The 17,428-nt window shown below is 66.8% G+C and carries 15 protein-coding genes and 2 riboswitches; of the genes, 11 read left to right on the forward strand and 4 right to left on the reverse strand.

Annotated features, from left to right (window positions below):
* Positions 1-52: 52 nt before the first annotated feature.
* A complete protein-coding gene (locus RR42_RS20045; protein WP_043350695.1) occupies positions 53-685 on the forward strand; it encodes a hypothetical protein in 633 nt (210 codons plus the stop codon).
* A 66-nt stretch (positions 686-751) separates the two neighbouring features.
* Positions 752-1,153: a hypothetical protein gene (locus RR42_RS40850; protein WP_043350698.1), complete on the forward strand. Its 402-nt coding sequence runs from the start codon at positions 752-754 to the stop codon at positions 1,151-1,153.
* Positions 1,154-1,257: 104 nt separating this feature from the next.
* Here RR42_RS40850 and RR42_RS20055 read toward each other — a convergent pair whose 3' ends face one another.
* Positions 1,258-3,363 carry a UvrD-helicase domain-containing protein gene (locus RR42_RS20055; RefSeq protein ID WP_043350701.1) on the reverse strand — a complete coding sequence of 702 codons (2,106 nt, stop codon included), beginning with the start codon at positions 3,361-3,363 and terminating at the stop codon, positions 1,258-1,260.
* A gap of 234 nt (positions 3,364-3,597) precedes the next feature.
* Positions 3,598-3,685: riboswitch (glycine riboswitch) on the forward strand.
* Positions 3,686-3,706: 21 nt separating this feature from the next.
* Positions 3,707-3,857: riboswitch (glycine riboswitch) on the forward strand.
* A 98-nt stretch (positions 3,858-3,955) separates the two neighbouring features.
* Between RR42_RS20055 and gcvT the strand changes: the two genes are divergently transcribed.
* From gcvT to RR42_RS20095, 8 genes are all read left to right on the forward strand, one after another.
* Positions 3,956-5,095, forward strand: coding sequence for a glycine cleavage system aminomethyltransferase GcvT (gene gcvT, locus RR42_RS20060; RefSeq protein ID WP_043350704.1), 1,140 nt, complete (start codon positions 3,956-3,958; stop codon positions 5,093-5,095).
* A gap of 102 nt (positions 5,096-5,197) precedes the next feature.
* Complete coding sequence (gene gcvH / locus RR42_RS20065) at positions 5,198-5,578, forward strand: glycine cleavage system protein GcvH (protein WP_006157271.1); 381 nt, start codon at positions 5,198-5,200, stop codon at positions 5,576-5,578.
* A gap of 101 nt (positions 5,579-5,679) precedes the next feature.
* On the forward strand, positions 5,680-8,601 hold the full coding sequence (gcvP, locus tag RR42_RS20070; protein ID WP_043352460.1) for an aminomethyl-transferring glycine dehydrogenase: 2,922 nt from the start codon (positions 5,680-5,682) through the stop codon (positions 8,599-8,601).
* A 113-nt stretch (positions 8,602-8,714) separates the two neighbouring features.
* The gene (locus tag RR42_RS20075) at positions 8,715-9,257 is read left to right on the forward strand and encodes a DUF421 domain-containing protein (protein WP_043350709.1); all 543 of its coding nucleotides are present in this window, start codon (positions 8,715-8,717) and stop codon (positions 9,255-9,257) included.
* 31 nt (positions 9,258-9,288) lie between these two features.
* Entirely contained in the window at positions 9,289-10,665 is a 1,377-nt protein-coding gene (locus RR42_RS20080) for an L-serine ammonia-lyase (RefSeq protein ID WP_043350712.1), read from the forward strand.
* Between the two features lie 91 nt (positions 10,666-10,756).
* Complete coding sequence (locus tag RR42_RS20085) at positions 10,757-11,080, forward strand: EthD family reductase (protein WP_043350716.1); 324 nt, start codon at positions 10,757-10,759, stop codon at positions 11,078-11,080.
* 54 nt (positions 11,081-11,134) lie between these two features.
* On the forward strand, positions 11,135-11,872 hold the full coding sequence (locus tag RR42_RS20090) for an MBL fold metallo-hydrolase (protein WP_043352461.1): 738 nt from the start codon (positions 11,135-11,137) through the stop codon (positions 11,870-11,872).
* Between the two features lie 98 nt (positions 11,873-11,970).
* Positions 11,971-12,450, forward strand: coding sequence for an OsmC family protein (locus tag RR42_RS20095; RefSeq protein WP_043350721.1), 480 nt, complete (start codon positions 11,971-11,973; stop codon positions 12,448-12,450).
* Here the strand turns inward: RR42_RS20095 and RR42_RS20100 are convergent, their stop codons facing one another.
* The 3 genes from RR42_RS20100 to RR42_RS20110 all read right to left on the reverse strand — a co-directional run bounded on the left by RR42_RS20100 (position 12,451) and on the right by RR42_RS20110 (position 16,860).
* The gene (locus RR42_RS20100) at positions 12,451-13,566 is read right to left on the reverse strand and encodes a YbdK family carboxylate-amine ligase (protein ID WP_043350724.1); all 1,116 of its coding nucleotides are present in this window, start codon (positions 13,564-13,566) and stop codon (positions 12,451-12,453) included. It lies immediately after the preceding gene.
* The gene (locus RR42_RS20105) at positions 13,566-14,780 is read right to left on the reverse strand and encodes a cation:proton antiporter (RefSeq protein ID WP_043350728.1); all 1,215 of its coding nucleotides are present in this window, start codon (positions 14,778-14,780) and stop codon (positions 13,566-13,568) included. The genes RR42_RS20100 and RR42_RS20105 overlap by 1 nt, the downstream gene beginning before the upstream one ends.
* Positions 14,781-14,946: 166 nt before the next feature.
* Positions 14,947-16,860, reverse strand: a complete 1,914-nt coding sequence (locus RR42_RS20110; protein WP_043350732.1) for a tetratricopeptide repeat protein — start codon at positions 16,858-16,860, stop codon at positions 14,947-14,949.
* A gap of 228 nt (positions 16,861-17,088) precedes the next feature.
* Between RR42_RS20110 and RR42_RS20115 the strand changes: the two genes are divergently transcribed.
* Positions 17,089-17,340, forward strand: a complete 252-nt coding sequence (locus RR42_RS20115; protein WP_043350736.1) for a type II toxin-antitoxin system Phd/YefM family antitoxin — start codon at positions 17,089-17,091, stop codon at positions 17,338-17,340.
* The last annotated feature ends 88 nt before the right edge of the window (positions 17,341-17,428 follow it).

Raw genomic sequence — 17,428 nt, forward strand, 5'->3', positions numbered from 1 at the left:
TTACGTTGGCAATCCCGGGCCTCTCCCCGCATCACCTCCATGGAGAATCCTTGTGACCCAGCCCCAAGCCTTGCTGCCCCGCATCCGCGCCTTGCTGTCCCTTGCCGTGCTGTGCGGCGCCTGCGCCTTGACGCTGCCGGCGCACGCACTGCAGACCAGCCCACAGGTGGTTGCCGGCGCCGGCCGGCCAGTGGCGCCCACATCGCTGCGCGAAGCGCTGGCGCTCACGCCTGCCCAGGCCACGCTGTGGCAAGCCGCCCTGGATGCGGCGCGGGAGGCGCATGCCCACGCGCTGGAACTGCAGGCGCGCTTTATCCGCGAAGGTGGAGGCCCCGGTCAGCCGGAGGGGCCCGAGTCGTCGCTGCGCGCCCGCGCGGAGCGGGAAGACCGGCTGCACGATGCGCTCGACAAGGATCGCCGCGCCGCGCGCGATCGCTGGATTACATTTGAAGAGAGCCTGGATGCCGGCCAGCGCAGGCACCTGCACGACATGCCGGAGGGCCGCTTGGCGGTTCCGCCGCAGGGCACATTCGGCCCCGGCGCCCACCCCTTCCCCGGCGCCATGCCAGGCCCCATGCCCGGCCGCGGACCAGCGCCCATGCCCTGCGCCTTCGGCGCGAACAGCCCATTTGGCGTACCCGGCGCTGCGGGGCCTCACCAACAAGGAGCGCCAGATGCCCGGTAAGCCCCTCGGCCACGCAAGCCCGATAGCAGCAAACAGCGGCCGCCGCCGCTTCCTCGGCGGTGTACTGTGAGGATCGCCACCGGCGCCGATGGCGCCGCGCAGTTCCTGACGATCTACCCGGGCTGGTACGCGCCGCGCGCGGTGCGTATCCACTTGAAGATCCATCTCGGCAAGACCGAGGTACTGACCAGCCTGCTGTTCTTCGACGATGCGCTCAGCCGCGAGGTGCATCTGCAGCATGCCGCGTATCGCACGCGCGGCGCTTCGCCAGTGCAAAACGCACAGGACGGCATTGCCGGCGCGCGCCTGACGGCCACGGGATCTGGCGGATTCCCTAAAAAAACGCCCCCGGACCCAAGTGCGGAGGCGCTGAACAGGGAAGAATTCGGGCGTGCTGCCCGGCCACGCCACTCCGAAGGGACGGAACGGCGCGACGCCTGGTCCATACGTCGGGCCAGGCACCGGTGATGTTAGACAGACATCGGGCGGGGGTCTTGTCCCGCTTGTAGGCTAATGTATCGACTTTGTACGATTGGCACCGGGATGGGGCACGGAACGCCCGCCGGGGCCGGTCATGCGGAGGTCTTGCCTGGCGTGCCGGGCGTTCCCAGCAAGGCCTTGAGCCCTGCCAGGCGGTCCTTGGGGCTCATGGCGGGCGTTTCGTCCTTGATCGCGGGGGCCTCTTCGAGCTTCATCTCGCCGATAAAGCGCGAGGGCTCGCAAGAGTAGGTATCGCGGGCGCGCTTGCGCTTCTTGCACCAGCTCAGGTGCAGGCTGCGCTGCGCACGCGTGATGCCTACATACATCAGGCGGCGCTCTTCCTCGATCTTCTCGTCGCTCATGTCCTCGTCTTCGCGGCAGTGGGGCAGGATGCCCTCTTCCACCCCGACCAGGAACACGTGCGGGTACTCCAGCCCCTTGGAGGCGTGCAGCGTCGACAGGCGCACCGCGTCGGGATCTTCCTCGCGGCCTTCGAGCATGCTCATCAGCGCCACCGTCTGGGTCAGCTCCAGCAGGTTCTTGCCCTCGTCGCCGAAACCATCGGCGGTGTCGAAGCCGGTGGCCTCCTCGCCCTCGCCCGTCGCCTCGGGCTTGGTGCCCTTGCGCTTGAGCCAGTCGAGGAACTCCAGCGTGTTGGTCCAGCGCGACTGGGCCTGGCGCTCATCGAAGGTGTCGTACAGGTAGGCCTCGTAGTGGATGCCTTCCATCATGTCGTCGAGCACCTGGGTGGCGGGATCGCTGGCCGCGCGCCCGGCCAGGCGCACCATGGCCTCGCAGAACACCCGCAGCGGCTCCAGCTGGCGCGGCTGGAGCTTGCCTTCGATGCCGCCCATCATGGCCGCCTCGAACAACGACACCTTGGCCTGGCCGGCGAAGGTGCCAAGCACTTCCAGCGTGGTGTTGCCCACGCCGCGCTTGGGCGTGGTGATGGCGCGGATGAAGGCGGGATCGTCGTCCGGGTTGGCGATCAGGCGCAGGTAGGCGCAGATGTCCTTGATCTCGGCCTTGTCAAAGAAGCTCTGCCCGCCCGAGAGCACATAGGGAATGCGCTCGCGGCGCAGGATCTGCTCGAACAGCCGCGCCTGGTGGTTGCCGCGATACAGGATGGCGTAGTCGCGGAACTGCGCGCGCCGCTCGAACTTGTGGGCCGACAAGCGGAATACGACCGACTCCGCCTCGTGCTCCTCATCGTTCATTGGGTTGACGGCAATGGGGTCGCCCATGCCGTGCTCGCTCCACAGCTTCTTGTCGAACAGCTTGGGATTGTTGGAGATGACCGCATTGGCCGCCTCCAGGATGCGCACGGTGGAGCGGTAGTTCTGCTCCAGCTTGACCACCTTCAGGTCGGGGAAATCGGTCTGCAGCAGCTTGAGGTTGTCCAGCGTGGCGCCGCGCCAGCCGTAGATGGCCTGGTCGTCGTCGCCCACCGCGGTGAAGGCCGGTGCGCGCAGGTGCGAGCCGCCGGCGAGCTGCTTGAGCAGCTGGTACTGGCAGGCGTTGGTGTCCTGGTACTCGTCCACCAGGAAGTAGCGCAGCCGGTTCTGCCAGCGCAGGCGCACCTCTTCGTTGCGCGCGAACAGCTCTGCCGGCAGGCGGATCAGGTCGTCGAAGTCCACCGCCTGGTAGGCATGCAGCGTAGCCACGTAGTTGCGGTAGATCAGCGCCGCCTGGTGATCGTCGGGGTTGTCGGCCCGGGCGATGGCGGTCTCGGGATCGACCATGCCGTTCTTCCACAGCGAGATGGTGCTCTGCACGCTGCGGATCAGCTTCTTGTCGGTGGAGGCGAGCTGCTCCTGCACCATGCCAAAGCAATCGTCCGAGTCCATGATGGAAAAGCGCGGCTTCAGGCCCACGTGCTCGGCCTCGGCGCGCAGGATCTGCACGCCCAGCGAGTGGAAGGTGCTCACCGTGATCTGCTTGATGGGGATGCGCTTGCCCTCGCGCGTGGTCTTGCCTTCCATCAGCTTGGCGATGCGCTCCTGCATCTCCTTGGCGGCCTTGTTGGTGAAGGTCACCGCGGCGATGTGCTTGGGCTGGAAGCCCTTGTCCTCGATCAGGTGCGCGATCTTCTGCGTGATCACCCGGGTCTTGCCCGAGCCAGCGCCGGCGAGCACCAGGCAGGGGCCGTCGAGGTAGCGAACGGCTTCGGATTGGGCAGGATTGAGTCCGTGGGTCATGCGAGGGCTGGTGGTGGTGCTGGGTGGCGGGATGGCCGGCAAGGCGGGCGCGGGCTTTTGCGCATGGCAAAAGCAGCACATGCACTGGCGCGGCCAAGGCCACGGGTGAAGCCTGCAGCACAGCAAAAGCCATCGGAGCCGCAGATGTTAACACGCCGGCCAGCCGGCCAGCGGCTGCGCCCGGGCTGGCGCGCGAGCGCGTTGACAAGCCCCCGAGGCTGGCTGTAGAGTCGCGCCATCCGACCGGGAGAGCGCGCAGATCTTGCGCCGCCGAAGGGGTATCACCCGAAAACTCTCAGGCACCATGGACTGGTTGGATCGGCTTGCAACATGCACACGATGCACGCCGTACTCTGGAGAGCGGCACCCGCCACTGATCGATTCCGTCGACAGCCTTGGTGAGCGTGCCCACCGAAGGGGCGCGCAAGGCTTGGGTTTCCGGTAAATGGAATCCGCCTTGTAATCTCTCAGGTATCGAGGACAGAGGGGTCATCCGCCGCAGCGGATCTGGCAGCGCTATGGCGCGCCGAATCCTGCGGCGGATGGCCCTTTTTAGTTTTCGAACCGAGATTTGCCTTCCCCCGAGGATTCCATGACGCTCCAGGCCACGCCCCTCAACGCTATCCACCGCGCACTCAGCGCCCGCATGGTCGACTTCGGCGGCTGGGACATGCCGGTCAACTACGGCTCCCAGATCGAGGAACATCACGCCGTGCGCACGGATGCCGGCATGTTCGACGTCTCCCACATGTGCGTGGTCGATCTCAATGGCGAGCATGTGCGTGCCTTCCTGCGTGGCCTGCTGGCCAACAATGTGGACAAGCTGCAAACGCCGGGCAAGGCGCTGTACTCCTGCATGCTGGACGAGAAGGGTGGCGTCATCGACGACCTGATCGTCTATTTCTTCGCCGAGGACCACTTCCGCCTGGTGGTGAATGCTGGCACCGCCAACAACGATATCGAATGGATCGCCGCGCGCAACGCCGCCACCAATAGCGGCGTGCGCATCACGCCGCGCCGCGGCGACAATGCGCCCGACGGCGTGGCTCCGCTGGCGATCGTCGCGGTGCAGGGCCCGAATGCCCGCGCCAAGGTGTGGAACGCCTTCCCCTCGACACAACCCAGCGAAGCCCTGAAGCCGTTCAACGCCGTCGTGGTGCAGGACCCCGCCCTTGGCGAAGTCATGGTGGCACGCACCGGCTATACCGGCGAAGACGGGTTCGAGCTGGTGGTGCCAGCCGAGAACGTGGCCGGCCTGTGGGAAAAGCTGATCGCCGAGGGCGTGCGCCCGGCGGGCCTGGGCGCGCGCGACACGCTGCGCCTGGAGGCCGGCATGAACCTGTACGGCCAGGACATGGATATCCACACCTCGCCGCTCAACGCCGGCCTGGCCTGGACCGTGGACCTGCAAAGCGAACGCGACTTCACCGGCAAGGCGGCCCTGGTCGCTGGCGGCAAGACCCAGCAGTTCGTCGGGCTGATCCTGCGCCCGGCCAACGGAAAAGCGGGCGGCGTGCTGCGCGCCCACCAGAAGGTCATCACCCCTGCTGGCGAAGGCGAAATCACCAGTGGCACCTTCAGCCCCTCGCTGTCCCAGTCCATCGCTTTTGCCCGCCTGCCGCTCGACGTTGCGCTCGGCGCCGAGGTGCAGGTCGAGATCCGCGACCGCAAACTCGCCGCGACTGTGGTTAAACTGCCGTTTGTGCGCAATGGCAAGGCACTCGTGAGCTGAAACGCTCGCACCGGTCACAGCGCGCCCGCCGGCGGTTACCCCGTCGAACTTCGACATCCCCCCGGCTGGCGCTGAATAACAAATTGAATCTGGAGCAATCCCATGAATTTCCCCGCCGACCTGAAATACACCGAGTCCCATGAGTGGGTGCGCGTCGAAGCCGACGGCACGCTGACCATCGGCATCACCGACCACGCGCAGGACGCGCTGGGCGACATCGTCTTCCTGGAACTGCCGGAAGTGGGCAAGTCGGTCGGCGCCGGCGACGCGCTGGCCGTGGTGGAATCGGTCAAGGCCGCGTCCGACATCTACGCGCCGGTGGCAGGCGAAGTGATCGCCATCAACGACGCCGCCGCGGCCGCGCCGGAAAGCGTCAATGCCGACGCCTTCGACGCCTGGCTGTTCAAGCTCAAGCCGGCCAACAGCGACGACGTGAACGGCCTGATGTCGGCCGACGCCTATAAGGCCAACGTCGGCGCCTGATGCCAGATCGTCATTCCCGCGCCACGGGAATGACGGATAAAGACTGCCGCGACGCGGACCGGGCCGACCACCCGCCGCACCGCTCCCACGAGATTCTTGCCATGAACGCCCCTTTGCCCATGACTGCCGCCCAAGTTGCCCGGCCCACGCTGGCCGAACTGGAGGCGCGCGACGCCTTCGCCTCCCGCCATATCGGCCCCGACGCCGCCGAACAACAGCACATGCTCAAGGTGCTGGGCTATGACAACCGCGCCGCGCTGATCGACGCCGTCATCCCCGCCGCCATCCGCCGCCGCGACGGCATGCCGCTGGGCGAGTTCACCGCGCCGCTGACCGAAGAAGCCGCGCTGGCCAAGCTGCGTGGCCTGGCCAGCAAGAACCGCGTGCTCAAGAGCTTTATCGGCCAGGGCTACTACAACACGCTGACCCCGGGCGTGGTGCTGCGCAATATCTTCGAGAACCCGGCCTGGTACACCGCCTACACGCCCTACCAGCCCGAGATTTCCCAGGGCCGCCTGGAAGCCATGCTGAACTTCCAGCAGATGGTGACCGACCTGACCGGCCTGGACATCGCCAATGCGTCGATGCTGGATGAAGGCACGGCGGCCGCCGAGGCCATGACGCTGCTGCAGCGCGTCAACAAGCACGCCTCCACCACTTTCTATGTCGCGGACGACGTGCTGCCGCAAACGCTGGAAGTGGTACGCACCCGCGCGCTGCCGCTGGGCATCGAAGTCAAGGTTGGCCCCGCTGCCGAAGCGGCCGGTGCCCATGCCTTCGGCGTGCTGCTGCAGTACCCCGGCGTGAACGGCGATGTGGCCGACTACCGCGCCATCGCCGACGCGGTGCACGCTGCTGGCGGCCTGGTGGTGGCTGCCGCCGACCTGCTGGCGCTGACCCTGATCGCCGCGCCCGGAGAGTGGGGCGCCGACGTGGCGGTGGGCAACTCGCAACGCTTTGGCGTGCCGCTCGGCTTTGGCGGCCCGCACGCCGGCTACATGGCGGTCAAGGATGCCTTCAAGCGCTCCATGCCCGGCCGCCTGGTGGGCGTGACCATCGACGCGCAAGGCAACAAGGCGTATCGCCTGGCCCTGCAAACGCGCGAGCAGCATATCCGCCGCGAAAAAGCGACGTCGAACATCTGTACGGCACAGGTGCTGCTGGCCGTGATGGCCTCGATGTACGCCGTGTACCACGGCCCGCAAGGCCTCAAGCGCATCGCCCAGCGCGTGCACCGCCTGACGGCCACGCTGGCCGGCGGCCTGGAGCAACTGGGCTACGCGCGCACCAACGCCACCTTCTTCGATACGCTGACGCTGGAAACCGGCTTCAACACCGAAGCCCTCCACGCCTCGGCCACCGCGCGGGGCATCAACCTGCGCCACGCCGGCGCCACCCGCATCGGCATCTCACTGGACGAGACCGCCTCGCGCGAGGACGTCGTCGCCCTGCTGGAAATCTTCGCCCACGGCAAGCCGGTGCCCGGCTTCGATGCACTCGAAGCCGCCGCGCAAGACGCGTTCCCGGCCGGCCTGGCGCGCCAGAGCGCCTACCTGACGCACCCGGTGTTCAACACGCACCACGCCGAGCACGAAATGCTGCGCTACCTGCGCATGCTGGCCGACAAGGACCTGGCGCTGGACCGCACCATGATCCCGCTGGGCTCGTGCACCATGAAGCTCAACGCCACCAGCGAGATGATCCCGGTGACGTGGCCCGAATTCAGCAAGATCCACCCGTTCGCGCCGCTGGACCAGACGGTCGGCTACCGCGAGATGATCGACCAGCTCGAAGCCATGCTGTGCGCCGCCACCGGCTACGCGGCGGTGAGCCTGCAGCCCAATGCCGGCTCGCAAGGCGAATACGCCGGCCTGCTGATCATCCATGCGTACCACGCCAGCCGTGGCGAAAGCCACCGCGACATCTGCCTGATCCCGTCCTCCGCGCACGGCACCAACCCGGCGTCGGCACAGATGGCCGGCATGAAGGTGGTGGTGGTGGCCTGTGACGAGAACGGCAACGTCGACCTGGAAGACCTGGCGAAGAAGGCCGAGCAGCACAGCAAGAACCTCGCCGCGATCATGATCACCTACCCGTCTACGCACGGCGTATTCGAGCAGGGCGTGCAGCAGATCTGCCACATCGTGCACAAGCACGGCGGCCAGGTCTACGTCGACGGCGCCAACATGAACGCCATGGTCGGCACCGCCGCGCCGGGCCAGTTCGGTGGCGACGTGTCCCACCTGAACCTGCACAAGACCTTCTGCATCCCCCACGGCGGTGGCGGCCCGGGCGTTGGCCCGGTGGCGGTCGGTGCGCATCTGGCTGACTTCCTGCCCAACCAGGACAGCGTGGGCTATCGCCGCGACGACCAGGGCATCGGCGGCGTGTCCGCCGCGCCGTTCGGCTCGGCCAGCATCCTGCCGATCTCGTGGATGTACATCGCCATGATGGGCTCGGCCGGCCTGACCGCCGCCACCGAGAACGCCATCCTGGCCGCCAACTACGTGGCGCGCCGCCTGTCGCCGCACTTCCCCGTGCTCTACACTGGCCAGCACGGCCTGGTGGCGCACGAGTGCATCCTGGACGTACGCGCGCTGCAAAAGACCACCGGCATCTCCAACGAGGACGTGGCCAAGCGCCTGATGGACTACGGCTTCCACGCCCCCACCATGAGCTTCCCGGTGCCGGGCACGCTGATGATCGAGCCGACCGAGAGCGAGGCCCTGCACGAGCTGGACCGCTTTATCGACGCGATGATCGCCATCCGCGCCGAGATTGCCCGCGTGGAAGACGGCACCTTCGACCGCGAGGACAACCCGCTGAAGAATGCGCCGCACACCGCCGCCGTGATCACCGCCGACGTGTGGGAACACAAGTACACGCGCCAGGAAGCCGCCTACCCGGTGGCCGCGCTGCGCACGCAGAAGTACTGGCCACCCGTTGGCCGTGCGGACAACGTGTACGGCGACCGCAACCTGTTCTGCGCCTGCGTGCCGATGAGCGAGTACACCGAAGAGTAAGCTGGCATGAGGCCGGGGCGGCTGCGCGTTGCGGCGGCCCCGACGCATCGCCCTCGCGCTATGCTCTGTGTGGATGCGCGGCCACCCGGCCGTGCCCGGAATGCGGAGCACGCATGTGGAATCTCAGCGCCCCATGGTGGGAATTCGTCCTGCGCGGACTGATCGTCTACGGCAGCCTGCTGGTGCTGCTGCGGCTGTCCGGCAAGCGTCAGATCGGGCAGCTTACCTCGCTCGACCTGGTGCTGCTGCTGGTGCTGTCCAACGCCGTGCAGAACGCCATGAACGCCGGGGACAACTCCGTCACGGCCGGGTTGATCCTGGCGGTGACGCTGGTCGGCGCCAACCTTGTGCTGGCGTGGCTGAGCTGGTGCAGCCGGCGCTTCGAGAACGTCGTCGAGGGGCGCCCGCAGGTATTGATCCACGACGGCATGGTCTTCGGTGACGTGATGAAGCGCGCCTTCGTGACCCGCGACGACCTGCACAAGGCACTGCGCCATGCGGGGTGCGAGCGCGTTGCCGATGTGCATTTCGCGATCCTCGAGAACGACGGCACCATCAGCGTGCTGATAAAGAAAGACGTGCCACCCCCGCCGCCCGATGCGGCGGGTTCGCTGTGGCGCGCCCCCATCAATCAGGACACGGACGCGCCGGTCTGACCCCGGCGCGAGCCAACCCCAGGAGCCTACCGTGGCTGTCAGCGTCTTCGACCTGTTCAAGGTGGGCATCGGCCCATCAAGCTCGCACACCGTTGGTCCGATGCGCGCCGCGCTGATGTTCGCCCAGGGCCTGGCGCGCGACGGCCTGTTGCCGCAGGTGGCCAGCGTGCGCGTGGAGCTGTATGGCTCGCTCGGCGCCACCGGCCGCGGCCACGGCACCGACAAGGGCGTGATCCTCGGCTTGCTGGGCGAAGCGCCCGACACCATCGACCCCGACACCATCGACGTGCGGCTGGCCGCGCTGCGCGCCAGCCGCACGCTCTCGCTGCTGGGCACGCATCCCGTGCCCTTCGTGGAGAAGGAGCACATCGTCTTCTACCGCCGCGAGGCCATGGCCGAGCATCCCAACGGCATGAAGTTCCACGCCTTCAATGCGGGCGGCGAGCGCATCCGTGAAGGGCGCTACCTGTCGGTGGGCGGTGGCTTCATCATCACCGCCGGTGCAGCCAATACGCATATCCTGGAGGCTGACCAGCAGTTGCCGCATCCGTTTCGCAGCGGGCGCGCGATGCTGGAGATGGCAGCCGCCAGCAAGAAGAGCATTGCGCGGCTGATGATGGAAAACGAATGCGTGTGGCGCAGCGAAGCCGAAGTCAATGCCGGCCTGCTGCAGATCTGGGCCGTGATGCAAGCCTGCGTGGCACGCGGCTGCCGCACCGACGGCGAGTTGCCCGGGCCGTTCAAGGTCAAGCGCCGCGCCCACGACCTGTTCCGCAACCTCACCGAGCACGCCGAGCGCGCGCTGGCCGATCCGCTCTCGGTAATCGACTGGGTCAACCTGTATGCGATCGCCGTCAACGAGGAAAACGCCGCCGGCGGCCGCGTGGTCACCGCGCCCACCAACGGCGCCGCCGGCATCATCCCGGCCGTGCTGCATTACTACGACCGCTTCGTGCCCGGCGCCAACCCGCAAGGCGTGATCGACTTCCTGCTGACAGCCGGCGCCATCGGCATGCTTTACAAGCTCAATGCCTCGATCTCCGGCGCCGAGGTCGGCTGCCAGGGCGAGGTCGGCGTGGCCTGCTCGATGGCCGCCGGCGCCCTGGCCGCCGTGATGGGCGGCACGCCGGAGCAGGTGGAGAACGCGGCCGAGATCGGCATGGAGCACAACCTCGGGCTGACCTGTGACCCGGTCGGCGGGCTGGTGCAGATTCCCTGCATCGAGCGCAACGCCATGGCCTCGGTGAAGGCCGTGAACGCGGCGCGCATGGCGTTGCGCGGCGACGGCATGCACTATGTGTCGCTCGACTCCGTGATCAAGACCATGCGCGAGACCGGCGCCGACATGAAGACCAAGTACAAGGAAACCGCGCGTGGCGGCTTGGCGGTGAATATCGTGGAGTGCTGAGGCCGCCCCGCCAGCGCAAGCGAATGCACGCTTTCTGCTACGCTTGCCAGGCATTTACCCCCAATCCGATCCGATCCAACTGGAGTCCGGCATGATCAAGATCAGCTTTCTCTATCCGCACAGCAAGGGCGGCAAGTTCGACATGGATTACTACCTGCAGCGCCACATGCCGCGCGCCATCGCGCTGTTTGGCGCGCACCCGGGCTATCGCGGCGTGGCGGTGGAACGCGGTCTGGGCGCCGGCGCGCCGGGTTCAGATCCGGCCTTCACGGTGATGTGCCATTTCCTGTTCGAGTCCGTGCCTGACTTCGTTGCCGCCGCCAAGGCCGCCGGCAACGAGCTGCAGCTCGATATCCCCAATTACACCGATGCGGTTCCCGTGGTGCAGATCAGCGAAGTGCTGACAATCGGCTGATTGCGCCCGCTGGCGGCGCTATCATGTAGCGTTTCCCCACTAGCGGGCATGGCCATGCAGACCTTCCACCAGCTGTTTGACGAGACCTCGTCCACCTACACCTATTTGCTGATCGATGCCGCCACGCGCCAGGCGCTGCTGATTGATCCGGTGGACCACCAGCTGGAACGCGACATGGCGCTGCTGCAGGCCTGCGGCGCCACGCTGGCGTGGGTGGTCGAGACCCATGCCCATGCGGACCACATCACCTCGGCCGGCCATGTTGCACTGCAAACCGGCGCACGTACCGCAGCCCCCTCGGGCTGCGACATCCAACCCGCGCAAAAGCAGCTGATCGACGCCGACACGCTGCAGTTCGGCACGCAGACGCTGCGCGCCATCCATACGCCGGGGCACACCGCCGGCAGCATGAGCTACCTGTGGGAAGAGCCCACGCCCGCCGGCCCGGTGCGCCGCGTCTTCACCGGCGACGCGCTGCTGATCGACGGTTGCGGCCGCACCGACTTCCAGTCCGGCGACGCCGGCACGCTGTACGACAGCCTCACGCAGAAACTCTTCGCCCTGCCCGACGACACGGTGGTCTACCCCGCCCACGACTACAAGGGCCGCACCGCATCCACCATCGGCTTCGAGCGCGCCAACAACAGCCGCGTGGCCGGGCGCACGCGTACCCAGTTCATCGAGATGATGGGGCAGCTGAACCTGCCCAAGCCGAAGCTGATCGATGTGGCGGTCCCCGCCAACCAGCGGCTCGGGCTGCGGGATGGCGAAAGCGTGCCGCACGGGGCGTGACGCGCGCGTGCGAGAAGCGATAGGCGATAGGCGATAGGCGATAGGCGATCGGAACACCGGTATCCGGCCTTCGCAGGCAATTTAGTGGAGAGAGAAGCATGGCCCAGTACACCGCAGAGATCCTCTGGCAACGTGGCGAGCAGGATTTCCTCGGCAATCGCTATAGCCGCAAGCACCTGCTGCGCTTCGACGGTGGCGTGGAAGTACCTGGATCCTCATCGCCCCATGTCGTGCCCCTGCCCATGTCGGACGCTGCGGCCGTGGATCCCGAAGAAGCCTTCGTTGCCTCGCTCTCCAGTTGCCACATGCTGTGGTTCCTTTCCATCGCCGCCAAGCACAAGTTCTGCGTGGACCGCTACGTCGATGCCGCGGTCGGCACCATGGCGAAGAACGCGGAAGGCCGGATGGCCATGACGGTGGTCACGCTCAGGCCGGAGGTCACCTTCTGCGGCGAGCGCCAGCCGACCCGCGAGGAACTGGCGCACCTGCATCACACGGCGCACGAGGCCTGCTTCATTGCCAACTCGGTGAAGTCGGAGCTGCGCTGCGAGCCGGTGTACGTGGGCGCGCAGGCGTAGTCAGCCAGCCCAGCTGTCGCAGGTCTGCCGCACCGTTTCGCGCAGGCTGCGCGTGGTGCTTTCGATCTGGCGCACGCGCTCCGCGTCGCCGTTGCGGCTTTGCGCCAGCGCGCGGATATTGGCCAGCGCATCGAGCGAACCCAGCGCTTCGGCATGGGGCACCAGCACGTCGCAGATCGAGATGATGTGGTCGGCGATCGGCATCCGGGTCAGCTCGTTGGGGTGCACGTACTCGCCTTCCAGCCCGAAACGGCAAGCCTGGAAGCGGTTGAAGGTGTAGACCAGGTAATCGTCTTCCTGCGGCATGAAGGGACGCGACAGCAGCAGGTAGCGCGCGAGCGCCTGGATGTAGGCGGCGATATCGCAGGCGCGCCCGACGCTCAGCGGCGTGTCCATCACGCGGACTTCGATGGTGCCGAACTCCGGCTTGGGACGGATATCCCAATAGAAGTCCTTCATGCTCTCGATCACGCCCGTGTTGCGCATCTTGTTGAAGTACGCGGTGAAGGCGTCCCAGGTGAGCAGATGCGGCGCGCGCCCGCTCATGGGAAAGGCGGCGACGGAATTCAGCCGTGCCGAGGCGAAGCCGGTGTCCACCCCCTGCACATAGGGCGAGGAGGCGGCCAGCGCGACGAAATGCGGCACGTAGCGGCCGATGGCGTGGAGCAGGAACAGCGATTCGTCGGCGCTCGGGCAGCCGATGTGCACGTGCTGGCCGAACACCGTGAACTGCTTGGCCAGATAGCCATAAAGCTCGGAAATGTACTGGTAGCGCGGCGAATCGGAGATGGTGCGGTCGGCCCATTGCTGGAACGGGTGCGTGCCGCCGCCGCAGATGCCCAGGTTGAGCGAGCGCGCGGCGTCGACCATCAGGTCGCGCATGGTGCCCAGCTCGTCCAGCGCCTGTGCATAACTTTTGCAGATGCCGGTGCTGATCTCGATCATCGAGGGGCTGATCTCGGGCTTGATGTCGCCGGCGTGCTGCGCGCCCCTCAGCGCACGCAGCAGATCCGGCGCGAACGGCGCGAGGTCATAGTCATGCCGGTTGACGAGCTGCAGCTCCAGCTCCACGCCAAACGTCAGCGCCTCGGAATGCTTGAACGGTTCGAGTGACATCAGCGCCCTCCTCCATTGCTTCTGACCTCGCCCGCATAGCGAAGTGCCCAGCCCGCCAGCGTAGGCCCAAGCAACTGCTCGATCGCCAGCGTGCACAGGATGATGGCTGCCAGCGGCTCACCCGTGGCGGGATACAGCAGCGCGATATCGCTCATCAGCAAGTACGCGAGGCCCGACATGGGTGCCAGCGCAAGCCCGAGCGCCACGCACTGCTTCATGCTCAGGCCCGAGAACGAACCCAGCGAGACCACACCCACCAGCTTGGCAATATGACGCAGCAGTACCAGCACACAGGCGGCGCCGCCACCGATGGCCCAGTCGTGCGCAGTCAGCGGCAGGCCGAGCGAGACCACCATCACGATGATCAACAAGCTGCCCGCGCTGCCGAAGTGCGCTGGCCATACGCGCGGCTGGCTGTCCTGGTGCTTGAACACCACACCGGCGAGCAACAGCGTGAGCGGCATCGACAGCTTGAGCAAGCGCGTGAGCGCCAGCGTGAACAGCACCAGCCCCACCAGCACCAGGAAGCTGTAGTGATCGTCCGTCTCCATGCGCGCATAGATCGCGTGGCCGAGCTTGCCAACGCCCCAGGCCAGCAGGCAGGAACCCACCAGCAGGTAGAGCGGATGCAGCAGCGCCGCACCCAGGTTGCCATATTCGGAATGCAGCCAGCCGGTGGCGACCTGGACGATGGCGGCGGCGTAGATGCTGTTGAGCGCGGCCATGGCCAGCAGCCGCTCGGTCACCTGCCCTTCGGCGCGCAGCTCGTTCTTGAGCTGCAGCACGATGGTCGGCGAGGTGCTGACGGCAATGCCGCCGGCCAGGATGGCAACCGCCGGGCTCACGCCGATCCATTGCAGCACGGCGGCGACCAGGCCCCAGGTCAGCAGGCTTTCGAAGGCGCTGGTGAAGAGCAGCCAGCGATTGGCCCGCAGCCAGGTGAGCGAGAGCCGGTGCCCGAGCTCGAACAAGGCGAGCGCCAGCGCCATGTCGATCAGGATGCGGGTCTGCGCGATCATGTCCTCGTCCACGATGCCGCGGCCAAGCATGCCAGCCGCGAGGCCCGTTGCGGCGTAACCGACGATGCGGGGCAGCCGCAGGTACATGCGGCACACCTCGCCCGCCAGGCCGGCGCCCACCAGCGCCAGCCCGACCCAGAAAAGCCCGCCCGGTGCCAGGGGCAGGCTTGGAAACAATTGGCTCAGTCCATTCATGGGCTATATGGTAACGGAGCCACATGACATTCCATGTCAGAGTTTGTCCGACAGAGGCATGGAATTTGTTGCCAACGTGACGCGTTCACACGTAAAAAAACGCCATCTTACAGGGATGGCGTTTTTTTATCGTGACTGGACCGGTGATGCCGCTGGTCCCCGCCGGCTACACGCCCCAGAACTTCCATCCCGGACGCGTCGCCCGCAGGCCGGTTTCCATGCGGGCATAGAGTGAGCGCGTCTTGCCCTGCGCGGCGCCGCTCACGCGGGCCTTGTCGAAGTAGCCCAGCGCGGTCTCGCGCTGCTCCAGGCCCAGCGCGGCCTCGACGGCGCCGAGGTAGGCCTCGCCATCCCAGCCGTTGCGCGCGGCAAAGGCAGCCTCGAAGTCCGTCAGCGCTTCGGCGTATTGCTTCTCGCCGTTGCGGATCAGCGCGCGCTGCAGGCGCGGGAAGGCCTGGTCCGCAGGATCGTCGGCGGTCAGCGCGATGGCTAGCTCGAACAGCGGCAACGCGCGCTGCGGCGCGCCCAGGCCGCGCCAGATCATGCCGAACTGGTTGCACAGCCACGCGTCCTCGATCAGCAGCGCGCGGCGCTGCAGGGCCTCGATCTCGGCCTGCGCGTCGGTGCGGTCGTGCTGGTCCATGCTGTCCATGGCGTTGCGCAGCAGCCCCGCGAAGTGAGCTCGGGCGTGCGCCAGCGCGTGCGCGGTCTGGCTGCGCTCCTCCACCGGCAAGGCGTCGGCGCGCGCATCCATGTGCGCCAGCGCGTCACGGGCCGCCGACGTTACTTCCGTGCCGCCGATGGCCTTCCAGGTGCTCACCAGCCGGCTGAAGATCCAGCCCACGTTGGCGGGATCGCGCTCCAGCGGATAGCGGTTGAGCACATCGCCCGCGACTTCCACGGCTTTGCCGTGCTGGCCGGCCGCCTCGAGGCACTCGAGCAGGTCGATCCAGTGCTCGATGAATTCGCTGACCGCGATGCCCTTCTCGTGCAACGCGATGCGCTCCGCGCGGTTGCCGTCGCCTTCCAGCCGGGTCGCCAGGTTGTGGCACAACAACGAGTAGATATGGGGATCGGCGTCGTCGTAGCCGCCCTCGCCGGTGGCGAAGTAGGCTTCGAAGCGCGCCAGGCCCAGGCGATAGGCCTTGATCAGGTGCGGCATCAACGCCGCTTCGGCGGCCGGCACCGCGTCCATGAACTCGGCCAGCGCCACGCCCGCGTTGTAGTAACCGGTCGCATCCGCCGCGCCCTCGACGAAGGCAAAGCGCAGCCAAGGCTCCGCTTCGCCGGACTGGTGGCGCCATTCGAGCTCGCGCACCTGCGCCTTGGGGTCCGGCGCCTTGCGCTGATAGGTGGCGAAATCGTCCCAGGCACCATCGAGCTCGCCCGCGCGGTAGCGCAGCGGCGCGCGGATGCGGCGGGCATGCGGGTGGTCCGGCTGGCTGGCCAGCACGATGGCCGCCTGCTCGGCGGCCAGGGCATCGCCCGCGGCTTCGTCGAGCGCCAGCAGGTCGGGGTTGTCCAGGCCGATGCGCGCCAGGCACAGGCGCAGCATCGGCTCGGCCTCGTCGCCGGCGGCATTCACGTGGGCCAGCGCCTGGCCCAGGATGTCTTCGGCGCCGAGATCCGGCGCGCGATAAAGCAGGTCATACCAGTAAGCGCCGGCCGCGGCGAAATTGCCCAGCCGGTAATGCACCAGCCCGGCGTGCAGGCGGGCGCTCCACTCGCCGGAGGACAAGCCGTTGCGCAGCGCAGCCTCTTCCAGCCAGGGCAGCGCCTCCTGCAAGCGCTCCATCCCCATCAGCAGCATGCCGTAGCGGTGCGCGATCACACCGCGCGAGGACCAACGGTGCGCCGGGTGCAGCGGCAGCCCGGGCAGCTTGGCCAGCGCCGCATCGAGCACGGCAAAGGCGGCCTGCGCATCGCCGCGGTCAAAATGCAGGCGTGCCCGCAGGCAGTCGAAATCCACCACTTGAGGCTGCGCCTGCGAAAGCTGGTCGAGAATGACCAGCGCTTCATCGTAGCGCTCTGCGTTGGCTAGCTCGATGGCGTGGTCGTAGCTGACTTCCTGCACGGACACGGACTGCTCCTTCGGGGTGGATGTGCGAGTGCGGGATTATGCGCCATCGTGGCCCCGTCCTGCTCGTGAAAACAGGGGGAGAAATCTGCCCCTAGCGCAGCACTAGACATCGGCTGGGTCCCCATGTATGCCAGAAACGACAGCACCACGCCGCAGGCTTGAGCAGATCGAAACAGGGCCTAAAACAGGTCTGAATTTAGACCTATCTAGACCTATCTGGAGCATGTGATGGAAAACATCCACAGCCTGCTGACCGTCAGCATCTCGGAATTCAAGCAAAACCCCAGCAAGGTTGTCGAGGAGGCCCATGGCCAGCCAGTGGCTGTTCTGAACCATAACCGGCCCGCGTTCTACACCGTATCTCCGGAATTCATGGCCAAATTGGCCGAACCGTATGATGAGCGCCAGCTTGAGAGCCTGGTGCAGACGCGACTCAAATCAGTGAGCCGCGCGGTCAAAGTCAACATTGACGACCTGTAAATGCCCCACGAACTACGGTTCGTCCCGGAGGCACTCGAAAATTGGGCGAAGCTCGAGGGTTCGGTCAAAGCCCTTTTCAAGAGCGCGC

It is taken from the genome of Cupriavidus basilensis (genome assembly GCF_000832305.1).
Classification (GTDB): domain Bacteria; phylum Pseudomonadota; class Gammaproteobacteria; order Burkholderiales; family Burkholderiaceae; genus Cupriavidus; species Cupriavidus basilensis_F.